Below are 20,340 nucleotides of genomic sequence, written 5' to 3'. Positions count from 1 at the left end.
GCGGTCTCGCGTGATGCGAGCCGGGGCGGGCGCCGCGGCGCGTGCGGGACAATGGGTGCATGCCTTCCGCACTGCCCGACGGTGAACCCATGCCCGAAGACGGCTCGCTGCCGTCGCATGCCCTGGCGGGTGCCGGGGACCGGCCGCTCGGGTTCTACCTGCACGTCCCGTACTGCGCCACGCGGTGCGGGTACTGCGACTTCAACACCTACACCGCGACCGAGCTGCGCGGCACCGGCGGCGTGCTCGCCTCCCGGGAGAACTACGCCGACACCCTGATCGACGAGGTCCGCCTCGCCCGGAAGGTGCTCGGGGACGACCCGCGGGCCGTCCGGACGGTGTTCGTGGGCGGCGGAACGCCGACGCTGCTTCCGGCCGCGGACCTCGTACGGATGCTCGCGGCGATCCGCGACGAGTTCGGCCTGGCCGAGGATGCCGAGATCACCACGGAGGCCAATCCGGAGTCGGTGAACCCGGAGTACCTGGCGGAGTTGCGCGCCGGCGGCTTCAACCGGATCTCCTTCGGCATGCAGAGCGCGAAGCAGCACGTCCTGAAGGTGCTCGACCGCACGCACACGCCGGGCCGGCCGGAGGCGTGCGTCGCGGAGGCGCGCGCGGCGGGCTTCGACCACGTGAACCTGGACCTGATCTACGGCACCCCGGGGGAGTCGGACGAGGACTGGCGGGCTTCGCTGGCCGCCGCCCTCGGCGCGGGCCCGGACCACATCAGCGCCTACGCGCTGATCGTCGAGGAGGGCACGCAGCTGGCCCGCCGGATCCGCCGCGGCGAGGTCCCGATGACCGACGACGACGTGCACGCCGACCGCTACCTGATCGCCGACGAGGTCATGGCGCAGGCCGGCTACTCCTGGTACGAGGTCTCGAACTGGGCCACCTCCGAGGCCGGGCGCTGTCTGCACAACGAGCTGTACTGGCGCGGCGCCGACTGGTGGGGCGCCGGGCCCGGAGCGCACTCGCACGTGGGCGGGGTCCGGTGGTGGAACGTGAAGCACCCCGGCGCCTACGCGGCGGCGCTGGCCGAGGGCCGCTCCCCGGGCGCGGGCCGCGAACTCCTCTCCGAGGAGGACCGCCGGGTGGAGCGGATCCTGCTGGAGCTGCGCCTGGTGGACGGCGTCCCGCTGTCCCTCCTGGCCCCGGCCGGCCTCGCGGCCTCCCGCCGCGCCCTGGCCGACGGGCTGCTGGACCCGGCCCCGTACGAGGCCGGGCGGGCCGTGCTGACCCTGCGCGGGCGGCTCCTGGCCGACGCGGTGGTCCGCGACCTGGTGGACTGACCACCCGCCGAGTGAAGACCCACAGAACCGGCCTGTGATCGTCGACCCGATCGTGGCGCACTGTGTTCTGCTCACCCTCCTGTCGGGAAGGGCGACGAGGCCGACTACCGGTCCCGGCAGATCACGAAATTCGGTGAGCCGCTGCCGCTGGAACTGCCGGGCATCGAGCTGGACACGAGCGCATGCGGCACTTGCCCCGGAGTCAGGCCGCACCGCCGACCGTGACGAAGTCGATCAGCTCCTCCACACGGCCCAGCAGGACCGGCTCCAGGTCCTTGTAGGACCTCACGCGGGACAGGATGTGCTGCCAGGCGGCTCCGGTGTTCTCCGGCCAGCCCAGCGCCCTGCAGACACCCGTCTTCCAGTCCTGGCCGCGCGGGACCGCCGGCCACGCCGGGATGCCGAGCGCGGACGGCTTCACGGCCTGCCAGACGTCCACGTACGGGTGGCCGACGACCAGGACGTCCGGGGACGTCACCGACGCCGCGATACGGGACTCCTTCGAACCCGGGACCAGGTGGTCCACCAGGACCCCCAGGCGCGCGTCCGGGGCCGGGGCGAAGTCCGCCACGACGGCCGGGAGGTCGTCGACGCCCTCCAGGTACTCCACCACCACGCCCTCGATCCGCAGGTCGTCGCCCCAGACCCGCTCCACCAGCTCGGCGTCGTGCCGGCCCTCCACGTAGATCCGGCCCGCGCGGGCCACCCGGGCCCGGGCACCCGGGACGGCGAGGGAGCCCGAGGCGGTACGCGACGGGCCCGACGGGGCCCGTGAGGGGCGGATCAGGGTCACCACCGCGCCCTCCAGCAGGAACCCGCTCGGCTCCATCGGGAACACCCGCCGCTTGCCGAACCGGTCCTCCAGGGTCACCGTGCCCGCCTCGCAGGCCACCACCGCGCCGCAGAAGTCCGTACCGGCCACCTCGACCACCAGGTCCGGCTCGGCCGCCACCTCCGGTACGGCCTTGGGGCGCTTCCACTGCGGGGTCAGGTCGGGGGAGTACTCACGCATCCGGCCGACACTAGGAGAGGCGCGCCGATCACGCCTCCGACACGCCGAAACGGGCGGCCAGTGTGGCGCGTTGCGCACGTACGAAACCCGCGTCGACCACCGCTCCGTGACCCGGCACGTACAGCGCGTCCTCCCCGCCCAGCGACAGCAGCCGGTCCAGCGCCGCCGGCCACTGCGCCGGCACCGCGTCGCTGCCCGCCTGCGGTTCGCCCGACTCCTCGACGAGGTCCCCGCAGAACACCGTCTCGCGCTCGCCCGGCACGAAGACGGCCAGGTCGTACCCGGTGTGCCCGGGCCCGACGTTGGCCAGCAGCACCTGCACCCCGCCCAGCTCCAGCGTCCATTCGCCCGACACGGAATGCCTCGGCACCACCAGCAGGTCCGCCGCCTCGGCGGCCTCGGCCTCCGCCAGCCCCTGCCGGACCGCGTCGTCGCGCAGCTCCTCGCGCCCGGCCGACAGCTCCGCGGCCAGCCCGACCGCCCCGTACACCTCGGCCCCGGCGAACGCGGCCACGCCCAGGACATGATCGAAATGGCCGTGCGTGAATGCGATATGCGTCACGCGCCGGCCGGTCAGCCGCTCCGCCTCGGCCCGCAGCTGTGCGCCTTCGCGTACGCACGAGCCCGGATCGATCAGGAGCACCGATTCGTCCCCCACCACCAGCCCCGCCGTGCAATCCCACACCGGGAGCCGCCTCCGGCCGCTCCGCGCGGTCAGCCGTTCCCAGCCCGCCTCTTCCCAACGCACGTCCATGCCGCGACGCTACCTTGGCGGGCCTCCCTTGCCAGGGTCTTACTACCCGGCCGTACACTGAGCGGGGGATCTCTGGCACTCGAACGATCAGAGTGCCAACGAGGCCAACGACCAAGACAACGGACCAGAGCTGGAGGTGTGCGCGCGATGCTCAGCGAACGCAGACTCGAAGTGCTGCGCGCCATCGTCCAGGACTACGTCGGGACGGAGGAGCCGGTCGGCTCCAAGGCGCTCACCGAGCGGCACCGGCTCGGCGTCTCGCCCGCCACCGTGCGCAACGACATGGCCGTGCTGGAGGAGGAGGGCTATATCGCGCAGCCCCACACCAGCGCCGGCCGGATCCCCACGGACAAGGGCTACCGGCTCTTCGTCGACAGGCTGGCGGGGGTCAAGCCGCTGTCGACGCCCGAGCGCCGGGCCATCCAGAACTTCCTCGACGGGGCCGTCGACCTCGACGACGTGGTCGGCCGTACGGTGCGCCTGCTCGCGCAGCTCACCCGGCAGGTCGCCGTCGTCCAGTACCCGAGCCTGACCCGGTCCACGGTCCGGCACGTCGAGCTGCTGTCGCTCGCTCCGGCCCGGCTCATGCTCGTGCTGATCACCGATACAGGACGGGTCGAGCAACGGCTCGTGGACTGCCAGACCCCGTTCGGCGAGACCTCGCTCGCCGATCTGCGGGCACGGCTCAACAGCAGGGTCGTCGGCCGCCGCTTCACGGACGTGCCGCAGCTCGTGCAGGACCTGCCGGAGTCGTTCGAGCCGGATGACCGCAGCACGGTGTCGACCGTGCTCGCGACCCTGCTGGAGACGCTGGTCGAGGAGGCCGAGGAGCGGCTGATGATCGGCGGAACCGCCAATCTCACGCGCTTCGGACACGATTTTCCCCTGACGATCAGGCCGGTGCTCGAGGCGCTGGAGGAGCAGGTCGTGCTCCTCAAGCTGCTCGGCGAGGCCAACGAGTCGGGAATGGCCGTACGGATCGGGCACGAGAATGCCTACGAGGGACTGAACTCCACGTCCGTCGTCTCGGTCGGCTACGGTTCGGGCGGCGAAACAGTCGCCAAACTCGGCGTGGTCGGACCGACCCGCATGGACTACCCCGGAACGATGGGAGCGGTACGCGCAGTGGCACGTTACGTCGGACAGATCCTGGCGGAGTCGTAAGTGGCCACGGACTACTACGCCGTTCTCGGCGTGCGCCGCGACGCATCGCAGGACGAGATCAAGAAGGCCTTCCGCCGCCTCGCGCGCGAACTCCACCCGGACGTGAATCCGGACCCGAAGACGCAGGAGCGCTTCAAGGAGATCAACGCGGCCTACGAGGTGCTCTCGGACCCGCAGAAGAAGCAGGTCTACGACCTCGGCGGCGACCCGCTGTCCTCCTCGGGCGGCGGTGGCGCGGGCGGCTTCGGAGCGGGTGGCTTCGGCAACTTCTCCGACATCATGGACGCCTTCTTCGGCCAGGCCTCGCAGCGCGGACCGCGCTCGCGGACCCGCCGCGGCCAGGACGCCATGATCCGCCTCGACCTGGAGCTGGACGAGGCCGCCTTCGGCACGACCAAGGACATCCAGGTCGACACGGCCGTCGTCTGCACCACCTGCTCCGGCGAGGGTGCCGCCCCCGGCACCTCGGCGCAGACGTGTGACATGTGCCGTGGCCGCGGTGAGGTGTCGCAGGTCACCCGGTCCTTCCTGGGCCAGGTCATGACCTCGCGCCCCTGCCCCCAGTGCCAGGGCTTCGGCACCGTGGTCCCGACCCCGTGCCCCGAGTGCGCGGGCGACGGCCGGGTCCGCTCCCGGCGCAGCCTCACGGTCAAGATCCCGGCCGGTGTCGAGAACGGCACCCGGATCCAGCTCGCGGGCGAGGGTGAGGTCGGCCCCGGCGGTGGCCCCGCCGGCGACCTGTACGTGGAGATCCACGAGCTGTCGCACCCGACCTTCCAGCGGCGCGGGGACGACCTGCACTGCACGGTGACCATCCCCATGACGGCAGCGGCCCTCGGCACCAAGTGCCCGCTGGAGACGCTGGACGGCATGGAGGAGATCGACATCCGCCCCGGCACCGGCTCGGGCCAGTCGATCCCGCTGCACGGGCGCGGCGTCACGCACCTGCGCGGCGGCGGCCGCGGCGACCTGATCGTCCACGTCGAGGTCACCACCCCGGGCAAGCTGGACGCCCAGCAGGAGGAGCTGCTGCGCCAGCTCGCCAAGCTGCGCGGCGAGGAGCGGCCCATGGGCCAGTTCGCGCCGGGTCAGCAGGGCCTGTTCAGCCGCCTGAAGGACGCCTTCAACGGCCGCTGACCGGCCTGTCGGCACACGTACGAGCCCGGTCCGGGGATGCCCCGGACCGGGCTCGCCGCATCGATCCGGACGCCGCCGTTGAAGCGGACTATGCCAGGCGAATGCCGTGATTCGGCCCGGTGAGCGGGACATGGCACGATGCAGTGCATGTCCTCCGCACCGAACGGTCTCTCCCCGTACCCGATCGTGCAGGCTCCCATGGCGGGCGGCGCCTCCTGTCCGCCGCTCGCCGCCGCCGTGTGCGAGGCGGGCGGGCTGGGCTTCCTGGCCGGCGGCTACAAGACCGCCGACGGCATGTACCAGGAGATCAAACAGCTGCGCGCGCTCACCCGGCGCCCGTTCGGCGTGAACCTCTTCATGCCGCAGACCGGGTACGTGGACCAGGCCGCCGTGGAGGCATACCGCGGGCAGCTGGCCGGCGAGGCCAGCTGGTACGAGATCTCCCTGGCCGACGAGGACATCATCGGCACCAGCGACGACGGCTACGACGCCAAGCTCGCGATCCTCCTCGAAGACCCCGTTCCCGTCGTCTCGTTCACCTGCGGCTGTCCCACGCCCGTGGTCCTCGCCTCCCTGCGCAAGGCGGGCACGTACTCGGTCGTCACCGTCACCTCGGTCGACGAGGCCCGAGCGGCGCAGGCCGCGGGCGCCGACTCCGTCTGCGTCCAGGGCGTGGAGGCCGGCGGCCACCAGGGCACCCACCGCGACGACCCGCAGGCCGACGGCACGGCGGGCGTGGGCCTGCTCGCGCTGGTGGCGCAGGTACGGGAGGCCGTGGGCCTCCCGATCATCGCGGCGGGCGGTCTGATGCGCGGCTCGCAGATCGCGGCGCTGCTGGCGGCGGGCGCGGAGGCGGCCCAGCTCGGCACCGCGTTCCTGGCCTGCCCCGAATCGGGCGCGCACCCGCTGCACAAGAAGGCGCTGACGGATCCCCTGTTCCCCCACACGGAGCTGACCAGGGCGTTCTCGGGGCGGCCGGCCCGGGGCCTGGTGAACCGTTTCATGCGGGAGCACGGCCCGTACGCCCCGGCCGCGTACCCGCAGATCCACCACATGACCGCCGGGCTACGCAAGGCGGCGGCCACGGCCGGGGACCCGCAGGGCATGGCGCTGTGGGCGGGCCAGGGACACCGGCTGGCGCGGGCGCTGCCCGCGGGGGAGCTGGTGGAGGTTCTGGCGGCCGAACTGGCCGAGGCCCAGAGCGCGTTGAAGGCAATACAGAAGAGGAGTACGTCATGACCGCCCCCGTGTTCGTGGTCGAAGAGGTCCCCGCGGGGCCGGAGTTCATGCTCGACGGCCCGGAGGGCCGGCACGCGGTCTCCGTGAAACGGCTGAACCCGGGCGAGGACGTGGTCCTCACCGACGGGCGCGGCCACTGGGCGCAGGGCGTGGTCAAGGCCGCCGAGGGCAAGGACCGGCTGGTCGTCACGGACCTGCACGCCATCGAGGAGGAGCCGGAGCCGGCCGTCCGGATCACCGTCGTCCAGGCCCTGCCCAAGGGGGACCGCGGCGAGCTCGCCGTCGAGACCATGACCGAGACCGGCGTGGACGCGATCGTCCCCTGGCAGGCCTCGCGCTGCATCACCCAGTGGCGCGGCGACCGCGGCGCCAAGTCCCTGGCCAAGTGGCGCGCCACAGCCCGGGAGGCGGGCAAGCAGTCCCGCCGGGTCCGCTTCCCGGAGGTGGCGGAGGCCATGTCCACGAAGCAGGTCGCGGCGCTGCTGGCCGGGGCCGACCTGGCCATGGTCCTCCACGAGGACCGGGACGCACCCTCGGGGGCCCTGGCCACGGCCGAACTCCCGGCCGGGGGCTCCATCGTGCTGGTCGTCGGCCCGGAGGGCGGGGTCTCCCCGGAGGAGCTGGCCGTCTTCGCGGAAGCCGGAGCCCACCCCTACCGCCTGGGCTCCTCGGTCCTGCGCACCTCCACCGCCGGCACCGCGGCGACGGCGGTCCTGCTGGCGCGTACCGGCCGCTGGTCCTGAAAACGCGTACGAGGCCGCCGACGGCGCCGGTTACGATGCCGGAGCTGATCAACGTCGGCGTCGACGGCCCGTCAACGCCACTGGTACGGAAGGCGGAGCAATGGCCGGGGAACCGCAGGCGGACTGCCTGTTCTGCAAGATCGTCGCGGGGAACATCCCGGCGACCGTGGTCCGGGAGACCGAGACGACCTTCGCCTTCCGGGACATCAACCCGCAGGCGCCCACGCACGTCCTCGTGATCCCGCGCGTGCACTACCCGGACGCCGCCTCGCTCGCCGCCGCCGAGCCGGCCGTCACCGCCGACCTGCTGCGCGTGGCCGGCGAGATCGCCGCCGAGGAGAAGATCGACGAGCACGGCTACCGGATCGTGTTCAACACGGGCGCCGGCGCCGGCCAGACCGTCTTCCACGCGCACGCGCACGTCCTCGGCGGGCGCGGCCTCCAGTGGCCCCCCGGATAAACCGTGTCCGTACGAGAGTTCGTGGTGCTGGGCACCGCCAGTCAGGTGCCCACCCGCCACCGCAACCACAACGGCTACCTCCTGCGCTGGGACGGCGAGGGCATCCTCTTCGACCCGGGCGAGGGCACCCAGCGCCAGATGCTCCGCGCCGGGGTGGCCGCGCACGACATCAACCGGATCTGCATCACCCACTTCCACGGTGACCACAGCCTCGGCCTCGCCGGGGTGATCCAGCGCATCAACCTGGACCGGGTCCCGCACCCCGTCACCGCGCACTACCCGGCCTCCGGGCAGAGGTTCTTCGAGCGGCTCCGGTACGCCACCGCCTACCGGGAGACCGTCCCGCTCCGCGAGGAACCGGTGTCCGCGGACGGGACGCTGGCCCAGGGGCCCTCGTACGCCCTCGAGGCCCGCCGGCTCTCGCACCCGGTCGAGTCCTTCGGCTACCGGCTCACCGAGCCGGACGGGCGCCGGATGGTGCCCGAACTGCTCGCGCAGCACGGGATCAAGGGGCCCGACGTGGGCCGGATCCAGCGCGAGGGGCAGTTGGGCGGGGTCACGCTCGACGACGTCAGCGAGCACAAGCCGGGGCAGAGCTTCGCCTTCGTCATGGACACCCGGCTGTGTCCCGGCGTGGACGCGCTCGCCGCGGGCTGCGACATGCTGGTGATCGAGTCCACGTTCCTCGACGAGGACGAGGCGCTGGCCACCGACCACGGGCACCTCACCGCCGGCCAGGCGGCCCGGGTCGCGCGCGACGCGGGCGTACGGCACCTGGTGCTGACGCACTTCTCGCAGCGCTACGGGGACCCGCAGGAGTTCGAACGCCAGGCCCGCGCGGCCGGCTTCGAGGGCGAACTGACGATCGCCGCGGACCTCGCCCGGGTCGCCCTGCCGAAGCGGGTTTAGCCCCCGGAGACCCCGGCCCGCTCCTGGTCCTGGTTCCGGGACCGGCGGGCCGCCGGGGAGAGCAGCAGCACCCGGCGCGGGGTGCGGCGTACGCGGACGGGCGGTCCGGGCGCGGGATCGGGCCGGTCCGCCGTGGCCGGGGCACCGCCGCGGCGGACCGGCTCCCCGGCCGGAGCCGGCCCGCGCCCGCCGACGCGCAGCGCGACCGCGGTCATCGGCCCCGCCACCACCAGCAGCAGCGCGCCCAGCACCAGCCCCATGCCCCGGAAGCCGAACCCCTCGGCGAGCAGGCTGCCGGCCACGGGCCCGCAGGCCGTGCCCAGCGAGGAGGCGGAGCCGGCGAGCACCGCCCAGCGGCCGCGCGCGTCCAGGGCCGCCGCGAGGCCGATCACGTACGAGAGGACGACGGGGTAGACCGCGTTCCACAGGATCTCCCCGGCGGCGAACCCGGCGAGCCCGTTCGCGGAGGAGGTCAGCACCACGCAGCCGGCGATGGCCGCCGTGCCCGCGCCGATCGGGACCGCCTTGCCCAGCCGGGCCCCGAAGGCGGAGGCGGCCGTGACCCCCAGCAGGCCCGCGCCGAGCGCCACCGCGAAGACGACGCCGAGCGTGGCTTCGGGCAGGCCAGCCTGCTCGGCGCCGATCCGGCCGCTGACGCCCCACAGGGCCTCCTGGGTCAGTGACCACAGGAGCAGGCAGCCCGCCAGCACCGCCCCGGCGCGCGGGTACGGCAGCCGCCCGGAGCCCCGTACGGCGGGGCCCGGGCGGGTGGGCCCGCCGAGGCGGCCCGTCGCGGGCCAGGCCAGGGCGGCGACCAGGGCGATGGCCGCGAACGGCAGTGCGTGCCCGCCTCCGAGGCGCGGCAGGGTCAGGTACAGGGCCCCCGCGGTCGCGGAGACCGACAGCAGCCCGAGGGCGGAGGTGCGGTGCGGATCGCGCTGCCCGGCGATCCCGGACGCGGCCACGGCGGTGGCCGTACCGGAACCGAGGCCGCCGACCACCACGCCCGCGACCACCAGCGGCAGCAGGGTGGTCGCGGCCGCCGTGCCGTAGCCGAGGGCGGCGAGCAGCAGTCCGATCCGGGCCAGCGGGCGCTGCCCGTGGCGGAGGATGCGGGAGGCCAGGGTGAGTCCGGCCGTGGCGGAGCCGAGCAGCAGGGCCGTGCCGACGAGCCCCGCCTGCGCGGGAGTCAGCGGGAGATGGGCGTCGAGCCGTCCGACGACGGTGGGAAGCAGGTACGAGGCGACGTAGCCGGCCGTGAAGAGGGCCACCAGGGGCCAGGCGGCGGGCGGCGCGGAGGTGTTGTCGGACACGGCTGTTCCCGGTGGTGCGCAGGTGCGGCGAGAGGATCCGCGGAGCCGCGGCGCCCTTGTCTATCAAGTGGTTCACGATGCGGAGAAGAGCGACCCGATCGTGATCTGCGACACACTGTGTTTGGGCGTGCCGGGGGAGGGCAAAGTTGTCGGCTTCCCACCGCATGCCCGCGCGCAGAAACGACCCTTCGCAAAAACGGGGAGTACACCGTGACCAGTCGGGACAGCATCACCAGTCTCACCCCGGCCGTGGACCCGCTCGGTCCGGTGCGGGAGCCGCAGGAGCCGTGGTGCGACGTGTTCCTGACCGGCACGGTCTTCCTCGACATCATCTTCACCGGTCTCGACTCGGCCCCGGTGCGCGGTACGGAGTCCTGGGCGCGCGGCATGGGCTCCAGCCCCGGGGGAGTGGCCAACATGGCCACCGCGCTGGCCCGGCTCGGCCTGCGGACTGCGCTGGCCGCGGCGTTCGGCGACGACCACTACGGCGAGTACTGCTGGGACGCGCTCGAGCAGGGCGAGGGCATCGACCTGTCGATGTCGCGGACCATCGCCGGCTGGCACAGCCCGGTCACGGTCTCGATGGCGTACGAGGGCGAGCGCACGATGGTCTCGCACGGCCACGAGGCCCCGCCCCCGGCGGCCCCCGCGCCCTTCCCGCAGTGCCCGCCGCGCACCCGGGCGGCCGTGGCCTCGCTGGGCCCGGGACGGACGGACCCGTGGATCGCGGAGGCGGCGCGGCGCGGGGCGCGGATCTTCGCGGACGTGGGGTGGGACGAGAGCGGGCGCTGGGAGCTGGAGGACCTGGGGGGCCTGGAGCACTGCGAGGCCTTCCTGCCGAACGCGGGCGAGGCCATGCGGTACACGCGGACCGACTGCCCGAGGGCGGCGGCGCGGGCGCTGGCGCAGAAGGTGCCGCTCGCGGTGGTGACGATGGGCTCGGAGGGCGCGTACGCGGTGGACGGGCGGACCGGCGAGGAGGCGGAGGTCCCCGGGATCACGGTGGACGCGATGGACCCGACGGGGGCGGGGGACGTCTTCGTGGCGGGATTCGTCACCGGCGCGCTGGCGGGGTGGCCGCTGGCGGACCGGCTGGCCTTCGCGGGCCTGACGGCGGCCCTCTCGGTCCAGGAGTTCGGCGGCTCGCTGTCGGCCCCGGGCTGGCCGGAGGTGGCCCACTGGTGGCGCGCGGCCCCCGAGGCCCTGCGCCCGCGCTACGGCTTCCTGGACGAGCTGGTCCCGCCGGGTACGGAGCCGGCCTCCCGCCGCAGGGCGGTCCCGACCATCGGCTTCCGCCACCCCGCGTAGGGGGTGTCCGGGAGGGGCTCCGGAGACGCCGGAAAACCCCTCGGGGATGGCGCGGCGGAGTCGTACCCTTGGTACTCCGGAGGTCGTCGATCGGCGCGGCCCCTCAGCGGGAGGTATGTGCAGGCCACAGTGCCGGCCCATGACTCAGACACCCACAGCCCAGACACCGGCGCCGGGGCAGGCGCGAGCCCACTTCACCGTTCCGGCCAGGCACCCGATGGTCGCGGTGCTCGGCTCTGGTGACGCCCTGTTGCGCGTGATCGAGAAGGCCTTCCCGAAGGCCGACATCCATGTTCGGGGCAATCAGGTCAGCGCGGTCGGCGATGCGACGGAAGTCGCCCTGATCCAGCGCCTGTTCGACGAGATGATGCTGGTGCTCCGCACCGGGCAGCCGATGACGGAGGACGCAGTGGAACGCTCGATCGCCATGCTCAAGGCGAGCGGCAACGGCAACGGGCCGGACGAGACGCCCGCAGAGGTGCTCACCCAGAACATCCTCTCCAGCCGCGGCCGCACCATCCGGCCCAAGACCCTCAACCAGAAGCGGTACGTCGACGCGATCGACAAGAACACGATCGTGTTCGGCATCGGCCCCGCCGGTACCGGCAAGACGTACCTCGCCATGGCCAAGGCGGTCCAGGCCCTGCAGTCCAAGCAGGTCAGCCGGATCATCCTGACCCGCCCCGCCGTCGAGGCCGGAGAGCGGCTCGGCTTCCTGCCCGGCACGCTCTTCGACAAGATCGACCCGTACCTGCGCCCCCTGTACGACGCGCTGCACGACATGATCGACCCGGATTCCATCCCGCGGCTCATGGCCGCCGGGACCATCGAGGTGGCCCCGCTGGCGTACATGCGCGGCCGGACGCTCAACGAGGCCTTCGTCGTCCTCGACGAGGCGCAGAACACGAGCCCGGAGCAGATGAAGATGTTCCTGACCCGGCTCGGCTTCGATTCGAAGATCGTCATCACCGGTGACGTCACCCAGGTCGACCTTCCCGGCGGCACCAAGTCGGGCCTGCGCCAGGTCCAGACGATCCTCGAAGGGGTTCCCGACATCCACTTCTCGCGGCTCACGTCCGAGGATGTCGTCCGGCACAAGCTGGTCGGCCGTATCGTCGATGCGTACGAGAAGTACGACGACAGCCAGGACGCCCATCAGTCCCGGAACGGCTACCAGCGGAAGTAGAACCCAGCGCACCATGTCGATCGACGTCAACAACGAGTCCGGAACCGAGGTCGACGAGCGGGCGATCCTCGACATCGCCCGCTACGCACTCACCCGGATGCGGATCCACCCGCTGTCCGAGCTCTCCGTCATCGTCATCGACGAGGACGCCATGGAGCAGCTCCACATCCAGTGGATGGACCTGCCCGGACCCACCGACGTCATGTCCTTCCCGATGGACGAGCTCCGTCCGCCGGCGAAGGACGACGAGGAGCCCCCGCAGGGGCTCCTCGGCGACATCGTGCTCTGCCCCGAGGTGGCCAAGAAGCAGGGCGAGGACGCCCCGACGCAGCACTCCATGGACGAGGAGCTCCAGCTCCTGACCGTCCACGGGGTGCTGCACCTGCTCGGGTACGACCACGAGGAGCCGGACGAGAAGGCCGAGATGTTCGGCCTCCAGGCGGCCATCGTCGACGGCTGGCGCGGTGAGCGCGGCATGACCGGTCCGTCCCCGGCCCCGACCGTCTCGTGACCGCCCCGCAGCTGATCACCGGCGCGGTGCTGCTGGTGGTGGTGGCCTGGTTCGCGGCGTGCGCCGAGTCCGGGATCGCCCGGATCTCGAGCTTCCGCGCCGAGCAGGCCGTACGGGAGGGCCGGCGCGGCAGCGCGAAGCTCGCGCAGGTCGCCGCCGATCCCACCCGCTACCTCAATGTGGCGCTGCTCGTGCGGGTCACCTGCGAGATGGCGGCCGGCGTGCTCGTCACGTACGTCTGCCTCGACGAGTTCGGCGACAACTGGAAGGCGCTGCTCATCGCGATCGCGGTGATGGTGCTCGTGTCCTTCGTGGCCGTCGGCGTCTCCCCGCGCACCATCGGCCGCCAGCACCCCCTCAACACGGCGACGGCGGCCTCGTACGTCCTGGTCCCGCTCGCCCGCGTCATGGGGCCCATCCCGCAGCTGCTGATCCTCATCGGCAACGCGCTCACGCCCGGAAAGGGCTTCCGCAAGGGGCCGTTCGCCTCCGAGGCCGAGCTGCGCGCGATGGTCGACCTCGCGGAGAAGGAGTCGCTGATCGAGGACGAGGAGCGCCGGATGGTGCACCAGGTCTTCGAGCTCGGCGACACCCTCGTGCGCGAGGTGATGGTGCCGCGCACCGACCTGGTCTGCATCGAGCGGTACAAGACGGTCCGTCAGGCGACGACGCTCGCACTGCGGTCGGGCTTCTCGCGCATCCCGGTGACCGGCGAGAACGAGGACGACATCGTCGGCATCGTGTACCTGAAGGACCTGGTCCGCAAGACGCACATCAGCCGGGAGGCGGAGGCCGACCTGGTCACGACGGCGATGCGGCCGGCGGTGTTCGTACCGGACACCAAGAACGCGGGCGATCTGCTGCGGGAGATGCAGCAGGTGCGCAACCACGTGGCCGTGGTCATCGACGAGTACGGCGGCACTGCGGGCATCGTCACCATCGAGGACATCCTCGAGGAGATCGTCGGCGAGATCACCGACGAGTACGACCGCGAGCTCGCGCCCGTCGAGGACCTGGGCGAGGACAGCTACCGGGTGACGGCGCGGCTCGACATCACCGACCTCGGCGAGCTGTTCAAGGTCGAGGACTACGACGACGAGGACGTGGAGACGGTCGGCGGGCTGCTGGCGAAGGCGCTGGGCCGGGTGCCGATCGCCGGCGCCTCGGCGGTCGTGGAGCTGCCGGACGGGCGGCCGCTGCGGCTGACGGCCGAGTCCCCGGCGGGTCGGCGGAACAAGATCGTGACGGTGCTGGTGGAGCCGGTGGCCCCGGTGGCGGGCGAGGGCGAGGAGGGCGCATGACGCCGGCGGAGCTGCGCGCGTTCTGCCTGGGTTTCAACGCGGCGGTGGAGGAGTTCCCCTTCACGCCCGAGACCTCGGTGTTCAAGGTGCTGGGGAAGATGTTCGCGCTGACCGCGCTAGACGCCGACCCGCTGAAGGTCAACCTCAAGTGCGAACCGGAGCTGGCGGTGCGGCTGCGGGAGGAGCACGAGGCGATCGCCCCGGGCTGGCACATGAACAAGCGGCACTGGAACACGGTGACGGTCGGCGGGCTGCCGGACGCGCTGGTGCGGGAGCTGATCGAGGACTCGTACGACCTGGTGGTCGCGGGCCTGCCGAGGGCGGAGCGGCTGCGGCTCGACCGGCCGTGAGGGCGCGGCGGGGACGGGACGAAGGTCCTGGCGCTCTGTGGCCTTTGGATCACAGGATTGCCCTGGTGAGCGCTTAGGTTGGCGCGTGGCGCAAGGTCCCGGGGGATGCGGGGATGCGGGGATGCGGGGATGGAGGGGAGAGCGTCTCGGCAGGGCCGTTGTGCGGTCCTGCCGAGACGCTCCCTATGCTTTCGCCCATGACCGACACCACCGGGATCAACCCCGAGGACAGCAAGATCATCACGCTGGCGCGCAGCGCCCGGGCCCGCAACGCAGTGCCCGAGGGTGCGGCGGTGCGGGACGAGACGGGCCGTACGTACGTCGCCGGGACGGTGGAGCTGGAGTCCCTGAAGCTGAGCGCGCTGCAGACGGCGGTCGCGATGGCGGTGGCGAGCGGGGCCGAGTCCCTGGAGGCCGCGGCCGTGGTCAGCTCGGCGGAGGCGGTGGCCGACGCCGACCGCGCGGCGGTCCGCGACCTCGGCGGCCCGGACACCCCGGTCCTCCTGGCCGCCCCGGACGGCACCCTCAAGTCCGCCACCCCGGCCGGCGCCTGACCCGTTCGGGGTCGGCCCGTCAGGCCTCGCGCCAGACCAGGGTGTACCGCCAGAACAGCCTGCGGCGCAGCCGCGCGCCCGGCAGTGCGGCCTCGGTCTCCCTGACGACGGCCCGGAAGCCCATCCCCGCCGGGCGGGTCGGGGCGGTCATCGAGGGCGGCCGGGGAGCCGTACGGCCCTTGTTCTTGATCCAGCCCAAGGCGGCGTTCAGCGGGATCGCGGCGGCACCGAGCAGGTGGTCCCCCGGCGTCTGCGCCTGCGCGAGACCGACGACGACCAGGGTTCCGCCCGGCGCCAGGTGCCGGCGGAAGTGGTGCAGGGCATCGCCGAACGGCAGGTGGTGGATCGTGGCGACGCAGGTGATGACGTCGTACGGGCCCGGCGGCAGCTCCGTCATCGCGTCCGCCACGGCGAACGTCACCGGCGCGCCCGGGGCGTCCGGAGGGGTCAGCTCCCGGGCCCGGCCGACGATCGCCGCATCGGCGTCGACGCCGTGCACCGCCCCGGCCCGCCCGGCCAGCAACCGGGCCAGGTCGCCGGTGCCCGAGCCGACGTCCATCGCCCGGCCGAACCGCCCGGGCAGCTGCCGCAGGATCCAGCGGTGGTAGTGGGCGTTGTGGTCCCAGGGGTGGGCTTCGTTGAACCGGCCGAGCGCCTCGAAGGCGCGCTGCGTCAGTGTCCTCGTCACACGGTGAGTTGATCATTTCCGCGGCGGCGGATCACCATCGCCATCAGCGCGGCCATCGCGCACAGCGCGCCCGACGCGTACCAGACCAGGTCGTACGAGCCGAACGCGTCGCGGGCCAGGCCGCCCAGGAAGGCCACCAGCGCCGCGCCCACCTGGTGCGAGGCCAGCACCCAGCCGAAGACGATCGCGCTGTCCTCGCCGTAGTGCTCACGGCAGAGCGCGATGGTCGGCGGGACGGTCGCGACCCAGTCCAGCCCGTAGAAGATGATGAAGAAGAGCATCGGCGGGTGCACGGACGGCGCCAGCAGCATCGGCAGGAACATCAGCGAGACACCGCGCAGCGCGTAGTACACCGCCAGCAGGCGGCGCGCCTCGAAGCGGTCGGTGAACCAGCCGGAGGCGATGGTGCCGACCACGTCGAACACGCCGATCACCGCGAGCAGTCCCGCGGCCGCCGTCACCGGCATGCCGTGGTCGTGCGCCGCCGGCACGAAGTGGGTCTTGACCAGCCCGTTGGTCGAGGCCCCGCAGATCGCGAAAGTCCCGGCCAGCAGCCAGAAGGGGCCGGTCCTGGCCGCCTTGAACAGCACCGTCACCGCCCGGCGCGCCGCTCCCAGGGCCGGTGCGGGCTTCTCGGCGTAGGCGCCCCCGTACGGCGCGAGCCCCACGTCGGCCGGGTGGTCGCGCAGCAGCAGCCAGACGAACGGAACGACCACGAGGGCCGCGAGCGACACCGTCACGGCCGCCGGGCGCCAGCCGTGGTGCACCACCAGCCAGGACAGCAGCGGCAGGAAGATCAGCTGACCGGAGGCCCCGGCCGCGGTCAGGATGCCGGTGACGAGCCCGCGCCGGGCGGTGAACCAGCGGTTGGTCACCGTCGCCGCGAAGGCCAGCGCCATGGAGCCGCTGCCCAGGCCCACCAGCACGCCCCAGAAGAGCACCAGCTGCCAGGACGCCGTCATCCACACGGTGGCCACCGTGCCGCCGGATATGACCAGCAGGGCCAGGGCCACCACCTTGCGGATGCCGAAGCGGTCCATCAGGGCGGCGGCGAAGGGTGCGGTGAGCCCGTACAGCGCGAGGTTCACCGAGACGGCGAGGCCGATCGTGCCGCGCGACCAGTCGAACTCCGCGTGCAGCGGCTCGATGAGCAGTCCGGGCAGGGAGGCGAAGGCGGCGGCGCCGATGATCGTCACGAAGGCGACCGCCGCGACGAACCAGGCGCGGTGGATACGGCCGGGGGTGGTCGGGGCGGTGGAGGCGGAGGTGGAGGCGGGGGCGGGGGTGGGGGCTGTCTGCGTCACGCAGAAAGCTTCCGGCCCGGAGGGCCCCGTACGACAGTGGCCTGACCGACACCCTTCGATACGATTGGGCCATGGCCCCTCACCGTGTCGTCGTCCTCGCGCTCACCGGGCTGCTGCCCTTCGAGCTCGGCATCCCGCACCGGATCTTCGGCCGTGCCAAGGGTCCCGCCGGAGAGCCGCTGTACGAGATCCTCACCTGCGCCCTCGCCCCCGGGCCGGTGCGCACCGACGCCGATTTCGCGGTCCAGGTCGAGCACGGCCCCGAGCTGCTGGCCACGGCCGACACGGTGGTGGTGCCCGCCTCCTACGAGCTGGGCCCCGTGTACGAGGAAGGCAGGCTGGGCGACGGGCTCGCCGCGGCGCTCGCGCACATCCGGCCCGGGACGCGGCTCGTCTCGATCTGCACGGGCGGTTACGTGCTGGCCGCCGCCGGATTCCTGGACGGCCGACCCGCCACCACGCACTGGGCCCACGCCGAGCACTTCCAGCGGCTCTTCCCGGCCGTACGGGTGGACGCCGGCGTGCTCTACACCGACGACGGGGACGTGCTGACCTCGGCCGGGGTCGCCGCCGGCATCGACCTGTGCCTGCACATCGTGCGCCGCGACCACGGCGCGGCCGTCGCCAACGACGTGGCCCGGCGGACCGTCGTACCGCCCCACCGGGACGGCGGGCAGGCCCAGTTCGTCGACCGCCCGGTGCCGCAGCCGCAGCTGGCCAGTACGGCGGCCGCCCGCGCATGGGTGCTGGACCGGCTGCACGAGCCGGTGCGGCTGGTCGACCTGGCCCGGCAGGAGGCCATGTCGGTACGGACGTTCACGCGCCGGTTCCGGGAGGAGTCCGGGGTCAGCCCCGGCGAGTGGATCGTCGGACAGCGGGTGGAACGGGCCCGGCGGCTGCTGGAGCGGACGGACCTGCCGATGGAACAGGTGGCGCGGGAGGCGGGGTTCGGGACGGCGCAGTCGCTGCGCAAGCACGTGCAGGCGGCGCTGGGGGTGAGCCCGACGGCGTACCGGCGGACGTTCCGCGCGACCGGCGGACACGGGGAGCCGGCCCGGGAGTCTGCCATCTCCTGATGGACCATCAGTTGATGCCGGGTCCGTGCATTGACTTCTCCCGCCGCCCGCTCGTGAATGGCCCCCTGTCGGCGCGAGGGAACCCAGGGGGCGGGCCGTGCGAACACGGGCGGGCAGCAGCAGGAGATGGTCGGTGGCCGTCGGCGTCGTCGCGCTCGCGGCGACGACCGGGGGTGCCCTGAGCCCGCCTGCCGCGGCGGAAGGGGAGACGCCGTCCGGGCAGGTGGAGTTCCCGACGCACTGCGTTGCGCCGCAGGAGGCGGGACTCCCGCCCGCCGACGGGCCGACCACCGCCCGGATCACCGTCGACGACCCGGCGCCGAAGGTCGGCGACACGGTCACCGTGACGTACCAGGTCGCCCGGACCCCTGCCGTGAACCCGCTCGGCGCCGAACTCCCGGCCGATGTGCTGACCCCGACCGGGCGGATCCTGCTGGGGGGTGCGCAGAGCGGTGAGGTCACCGTGGTGGGGGCGAAGCGGAACGATCCCGTTCAGGCGGGTGTGGGACTGCCGGCCGTCACCATGACCGGCACGTTCACCGTCACCGCGCCCGGCGGGATCACCCTGGCCCCGGGCGGCTACACGCTGCACACCAGCCACCTGCCGGACCTGGACACCGCCTGCGCCGTCACCGGGGCCCCGGTGTCCGAACGGCTCACCGCGAGCCCGCTGCCCCGGGCCAACCTGCGGTCGGTCGCCCTGGGCGCGGCGTACGGGAAGCCCGGCGCCGAGGTCAAGGTCACGGGCGTCGGCTTCGCCCCGGGCGCGGCCGTGACGGTGACCGGCCGGGCGGGCGCCGCCGAGACCGCGGACCGGGTGGCGGCCACGGCGGACGAGCGGGGCGAGGTCCTGGCGGAGCTGCCGGTCTCGGACCGGGCGACGACGGCGGTGGTGGCGTACGAGGGGACGGCGTGGTCGGCGCAGGAGGGCTCGGGGCCGGCGGCGTACACGGTGATCGCGGCCGCGCCCGTCGGCACGCAGCAGGTGACGGCGGTGGTGGAGCCGGGTGCCCTCTCGATGACCCAGGCGGGCGAGTCGATCGCGCTGGGCGCGGTCCCGTACGGGGAGGGCGGCGCGGCACCCGGCCGCATCGGGACGGTCACGGTCAAGGACGCGCGGGGAGGACCGGCGGGGTGGTCGCTGATCGGCAAGGTCACGGACTTCACGGGCCCGGGCGGGGTCCGGATCTCGGGGGCCTCGCTGAGCTGGACCCCGTCCTGTAGTGCCGCGGCGGGCAGCCCGAGCCGGTGCGTGGCGGGCAGTGCGGGGGTGGTGGGGCCGGAGGGGGCGGTGCTGGCGTCCGCACCCGACGCGGAGCTGGTCGGCGGAACCTTCACGATCGACGCGACCGTCACCCTCCGGGTCCCCCCGTACACCCCGCTGGGCGCGTACACGGCGGTCCTGACCCTGACCCTCTCGTGAGATCCGCCGCCGCTCGGCGGGCCCCGCGGCGCTCGGCCCGGCAGTGGGCGCCCGTGCTCGCCGGCGTGATCGGCGGAGCCGTACTGCTGCAGCCCTGCGGGTCGGCCGCGGCGGCCGACAACGGGCAGTGGTCCGTCATGCCCGCCGCCAACGCAGTGACCCGGCGGCCCTGCTTCTACCTCGCCGCCGCGCCCGGCCAGGCCGTCACCGACGCCGTCACCGTCACCAACCGCACCGACCGCCCCCGCACCTTCCGGCTCTACGCCGCCGACGCGTACAACACCGCCCGCGACGGCGGCTTCGCGCTCCGCGGCCCCGACGAGCCGCGCCGCGCCACCGCCGCCTGGGCGCGGCTCGCGCAGGAGCGGGTCACCGTACCGGCCCGCGCAGCGGTGAGCGTCGGCTTCACCCTCACCGTCCCCGACCGGGCGGAACCGGGCGACCACCCCGGCGCCATCGTCGCCCTCGAGGAGAAGGAGGCGAGCGCCGCCGCCCCCGCCCGGGGGATCGGCGTCCAACAGGCCGTCGCCGCCCGGCTGTACCTGCGGGTGGCCGGCCCCACCGCCCCCGCGCTGGCCGTCGAGGACCTGCGGGCCTCCGGGACCGGGGTCTCGTA

General features: G+C 73.3%; 20 protein-coding genes. 15 read left to right on the top strand and 5 right to left on the bottom strand.

Annotation, left to right across the window (positions count from 1 at the left end; translation table 11 throughout):
• The first annotated feature begins 59 nt into the window (after positions 1 to 59).
• Entirely contained in the window at positions 60 to 1,292 is a 1,233-nt protein-coding gene (gene hemW / locus ACZ49B_RS05580) for a radical SAM family heme chaperone HemW (RefSeq protein WP_468300694.1), read from the top strand.
• Positions 1,293 to 1,494: 202 nt separating this feature from the next.
• Here the strand turns inward: hemW and ACZ49B_RS05575 are convergent, their stop codons facing one another.
• Both ACZ49B_RS05575 and ACZ49B_RS05570 read right to left on the bottom strand, forming a co-directional pair.
• A complete protein-coding gene (locus tag ACZ49B_RS05575) occupies positions 1,495 to 2,304 on the bottom strand; it encodes a DUF3097 domain-containing protein (RefSeq protein WP_468300692.1) in 810 nt (269 codons plus the stop codon).
• Between the two features lie 28 nt (positions 2,305 to 2,332).
• Positions 2,333 to 3,058 carry an MBL fold metallo-hydrolase gene (locus ACZ49B_RS05570; protein WP_468300690.1) on the bottom strand — a complete coding sequence of 242 codons (726 nt, stop codon included), beginning with the start codon at positions 3,056 to 3,058 and terminating at the stop codon, positions 2,333 to 2,335.
• Between the two features lie 147 nt (positions 3,059 to 3,205).
• Between ACZ49B_RS05570 and hrcA the strand changes: the two genes are divergently transcribed.
• The 6 genes from hrcA (at position 3,206) to ACZ49B_RS05540 (ending at position 8,710) form a co-directional block, all read left to right on the top strand.
• The gene (hrcA, locus tag ACZ49B_RS05565) at positions 3,206 to 4,222 is read left to right on the top strand and encodes a heat-inducible transcriptional repressor HrcA (protein ID WP_383515680.1); all 1,017 of its coding nucleotides are present in this window, start codon (positions 3,206 to 3,208) and stop codon (positions 4,220 to 4,222) included.
• On the top strand, positions 4,223 to 5,359 hold the full coding sequence (gene dnaJ / locus ACZ49B_RS05560) for a molecular chaperone DnaJ (RefSeq protein WP_468300688.1): 1,137 nt from the start codon (positions 4,223 to 4,225) through the stop codon (positions 5,357 to 5,359).
• A 147-nt stretch (positions 5,360 to 5,506) separates the two neighbouring features.
• On the top strand, positions 5,507 to 6,598 hold the full coding sequence (locus ACZ49B_RS05555) for a nitronate monooxygenase (protein ID WP_468300687.1): 1,092 nt from the start codon (positions 5,507 to 5,509) through the stop codon (positions 6,596 to 6,598).
• On the top strand, positions 6,595 to 7,341 hold the full coding sequence (locus ACZ49B_RS05550) for a 16S rRNA (uracil(1498)-N(3))-methyltransferase (protein WP_468300685.1): 747 nt from the start codon (positions 6,595 to 6,597) through the stop codon (positions 7,339 to 7,341). Before ACZ49B_RS05555 ends, ACZ49B_RS05550 begins: the two co-directional genes overlap by 4 nt.
• 100 nt (positions 7,342 to 7,441) lie before the next feature.
• Positions 7,442 to 7,801, top strand: a complete 360-nt coding sequence (locus ACZ49B_RS05545) for a histidine triad nucleotide-binding protein (RefSeq protein ID WP_136224846.1) — start codon at positions 7,442 to 7,444, stop codon at positions 7,799 to 7,801.
• A 3-nt stretch (positions 7,802 to 7,804) separates the two neighbouring features.
• Positions 7,805 to 8,710 (top strand): ribonuclease Z, encoded by a 906-nt coding sequence (locus ACZ49B_RS05540; protein WP_468300683.1) that lies wholly within the window; start codon positions 7,805 to 7,807, stop codon positions 8,708 to 8,710.
• Here the strand turns inward: ACZ49B_RS05540 and ACZ49B_RS05535 are convergent.
• Positions 8,707 to 10,023 carry an MFS transporter gene (locus ACZ49B_RS05535; RefSeq protein WP_468300681.1) on the bottom strand — a complete coding sequence of 439 codons (1,317 nt, stop codon included), beginning with the start codon at positions 10,021 to 10,023 and terminating at the stop codon, positions 8,707 to 8,709. The two genes, ACZ49B_RS05540 and ACZ49B_RS05535, sit on opposite strands and share 4 nt — an antisense overlap.
• A 210-nt stretch (positions 10,024 to 10,233) precedes the next feature.
• Between ACZ49B_RS05535 and ACZ49B_RS05530 the strand changes: the two genes are divergently transcribed.
• The 6 genes from ACZ49B_RS05530 (at position 10,234) to ACZ49B_RS05505 (ending at position 15,233) form a co-directional block, all read left to right on the top strand.
• Positions 10,234 to 11,331: a carbohydrate kinase family protein gene (locus ACZ49B_RS05530; protein ID WP_468300680.1), complete on the top strand. Its 1,098-nt coding sequence runs from the start codon at positions 10,234 to 10,236 to the stop codon at positions 11,329 to 11,331.
• A gap of 139 nt (positions 11,332 to 11,470) precedes the next feature.
• Entirely contained in the window at positions 11,471 to 12,517 is a 1,047-nt protein-coding gene (locus tag ACZ49B_RS05525) for a PhoH family protein (protein WP_468300678.1), read from the top strand.
• A gap of 13 nt (positions 12,518 to 12,530) precedes the next feature.
• On the top strand, positions 12,531 to 13,028 hold the full coding sequence (gene ybeY, locus ACZ49B_RS05520) for an rRNA maturation RNase YbeY (RefSeq protein WP_030297153.1): 498 nt from the start codon (positions 12,531 to 12,533) through the stop codon (positions 13,026 to 13,028).
• Positions 13,025 to 14,329 (top strand): hemolysin family protein, encoded by a 1,305-nt coding sequence (locus ACZ49B_RS05515; protein ID WP_468300676.1) that lies wholly within the window; start codon positions 13,025 to 13,027, stop codon positions 14,327 to 14,329. The genes ybeY and ACZ49B_RS05515 overlap by 4 nt, the downstream gene beginning before the upstream one ends.
• Entirely contained in the window at positions 14,326 to 14,679 is a 354-nt protein-coding gene (locus ACZ49B_RS05510; RefSeq protein ID WP_266667173.1) for an MmcQ/YjbR family DNA-binding protein, read from the top strand. The genes ACZ49B_RS05515 and ACZ49B_RS05510 overlap by 4 nt, the downstream gene beginning before the upstream one ends.
• Positions 14,680 to 14,876: 197 nt before the next feature.
• The gene (locus ACZ49B_RS05505; protein WP_468300674.1) at positions 14,877 to 15,233 is read left to right on the top strand and encodes a cytidine deaminase; all 357 of its coding nucleotides are present in this window, start codon (positions 14,877 to 14,879) and stop codon (positions 15,231 to 15,233) included.
• Positions 15,234 to 15,252: 19 nt separating this feature from the next.
• Here ACZ49B_RS05505 and ACZ49B_RS05500 read toward each other — a convergent pair whose 3' ends face one another.
• On the bottom strand, positions 15,253 to 15,921 hold the full coding sequence (locus ACZ49B_RS05500; RefSeq protein WP_468300673.1) for a class I SAM-dependent methyltransferase: 669 nt from the start codon (positions 15,919 to 15,921) through the stop codon (positions 15,253 to 15,255).
• A complete protein-coding gene (locus ACZ49B_RS05495; RefSeq protein ID WP_468300671.1) occupies positions 15,918 to 17,225 on the bottom strand; it encodes an MFS transporter in 1,308 nt (435 codons plus the stop codon). The genes ACZ49B_RS05500 and ACZ49B_RS05495 overlap by 4 nt, the downstream gene beginning before the upstream one ends.
• A 71-nt stretch (positions 17,226 to 17,296) precedes the next feature.
• On the opposite strand from ACZ49B_RS05495, the gene ACZ49B_RS05490 reads away from it, so the two are divergent.
• Both ACZ49B_RS05490 and ACZ49B_RS05485 read left to right on the top strand, forming a co-directional pair.
• Entirely contained in the window at positions 17,297 to 18,301 is a 1,005-nt protein-coding gene (locus ACZ49B_RS05490) for a GlxA family transcriptional regulator (RefSeq protein ID WP_468300669.1), read from the top strand.
• Between the two features lie 133 nt (positions 18,302 to 18,434).
• The gene (locus tag ACZ49B_RS05485; RefSeq protein WP_468300667.1) at positions 18,435 to 19,724 is read left to right on the top strand and encodes a beta-xylosidase; all 1,290 of its coding nucleotides are present in this window, start codon (positions 18,435 to 18,437) and stop codon (positions 19,722 to 19,724) included.
• Positions 19,725 to 20,340: the final 616 nt, after the last annotated feature.

Source organism: Streptomyces sp. NPDC031132 (assembly GCF_055570595.1).
This window is presented reverse-complemented; position numbering and strand designations above follow the sequence as displayed.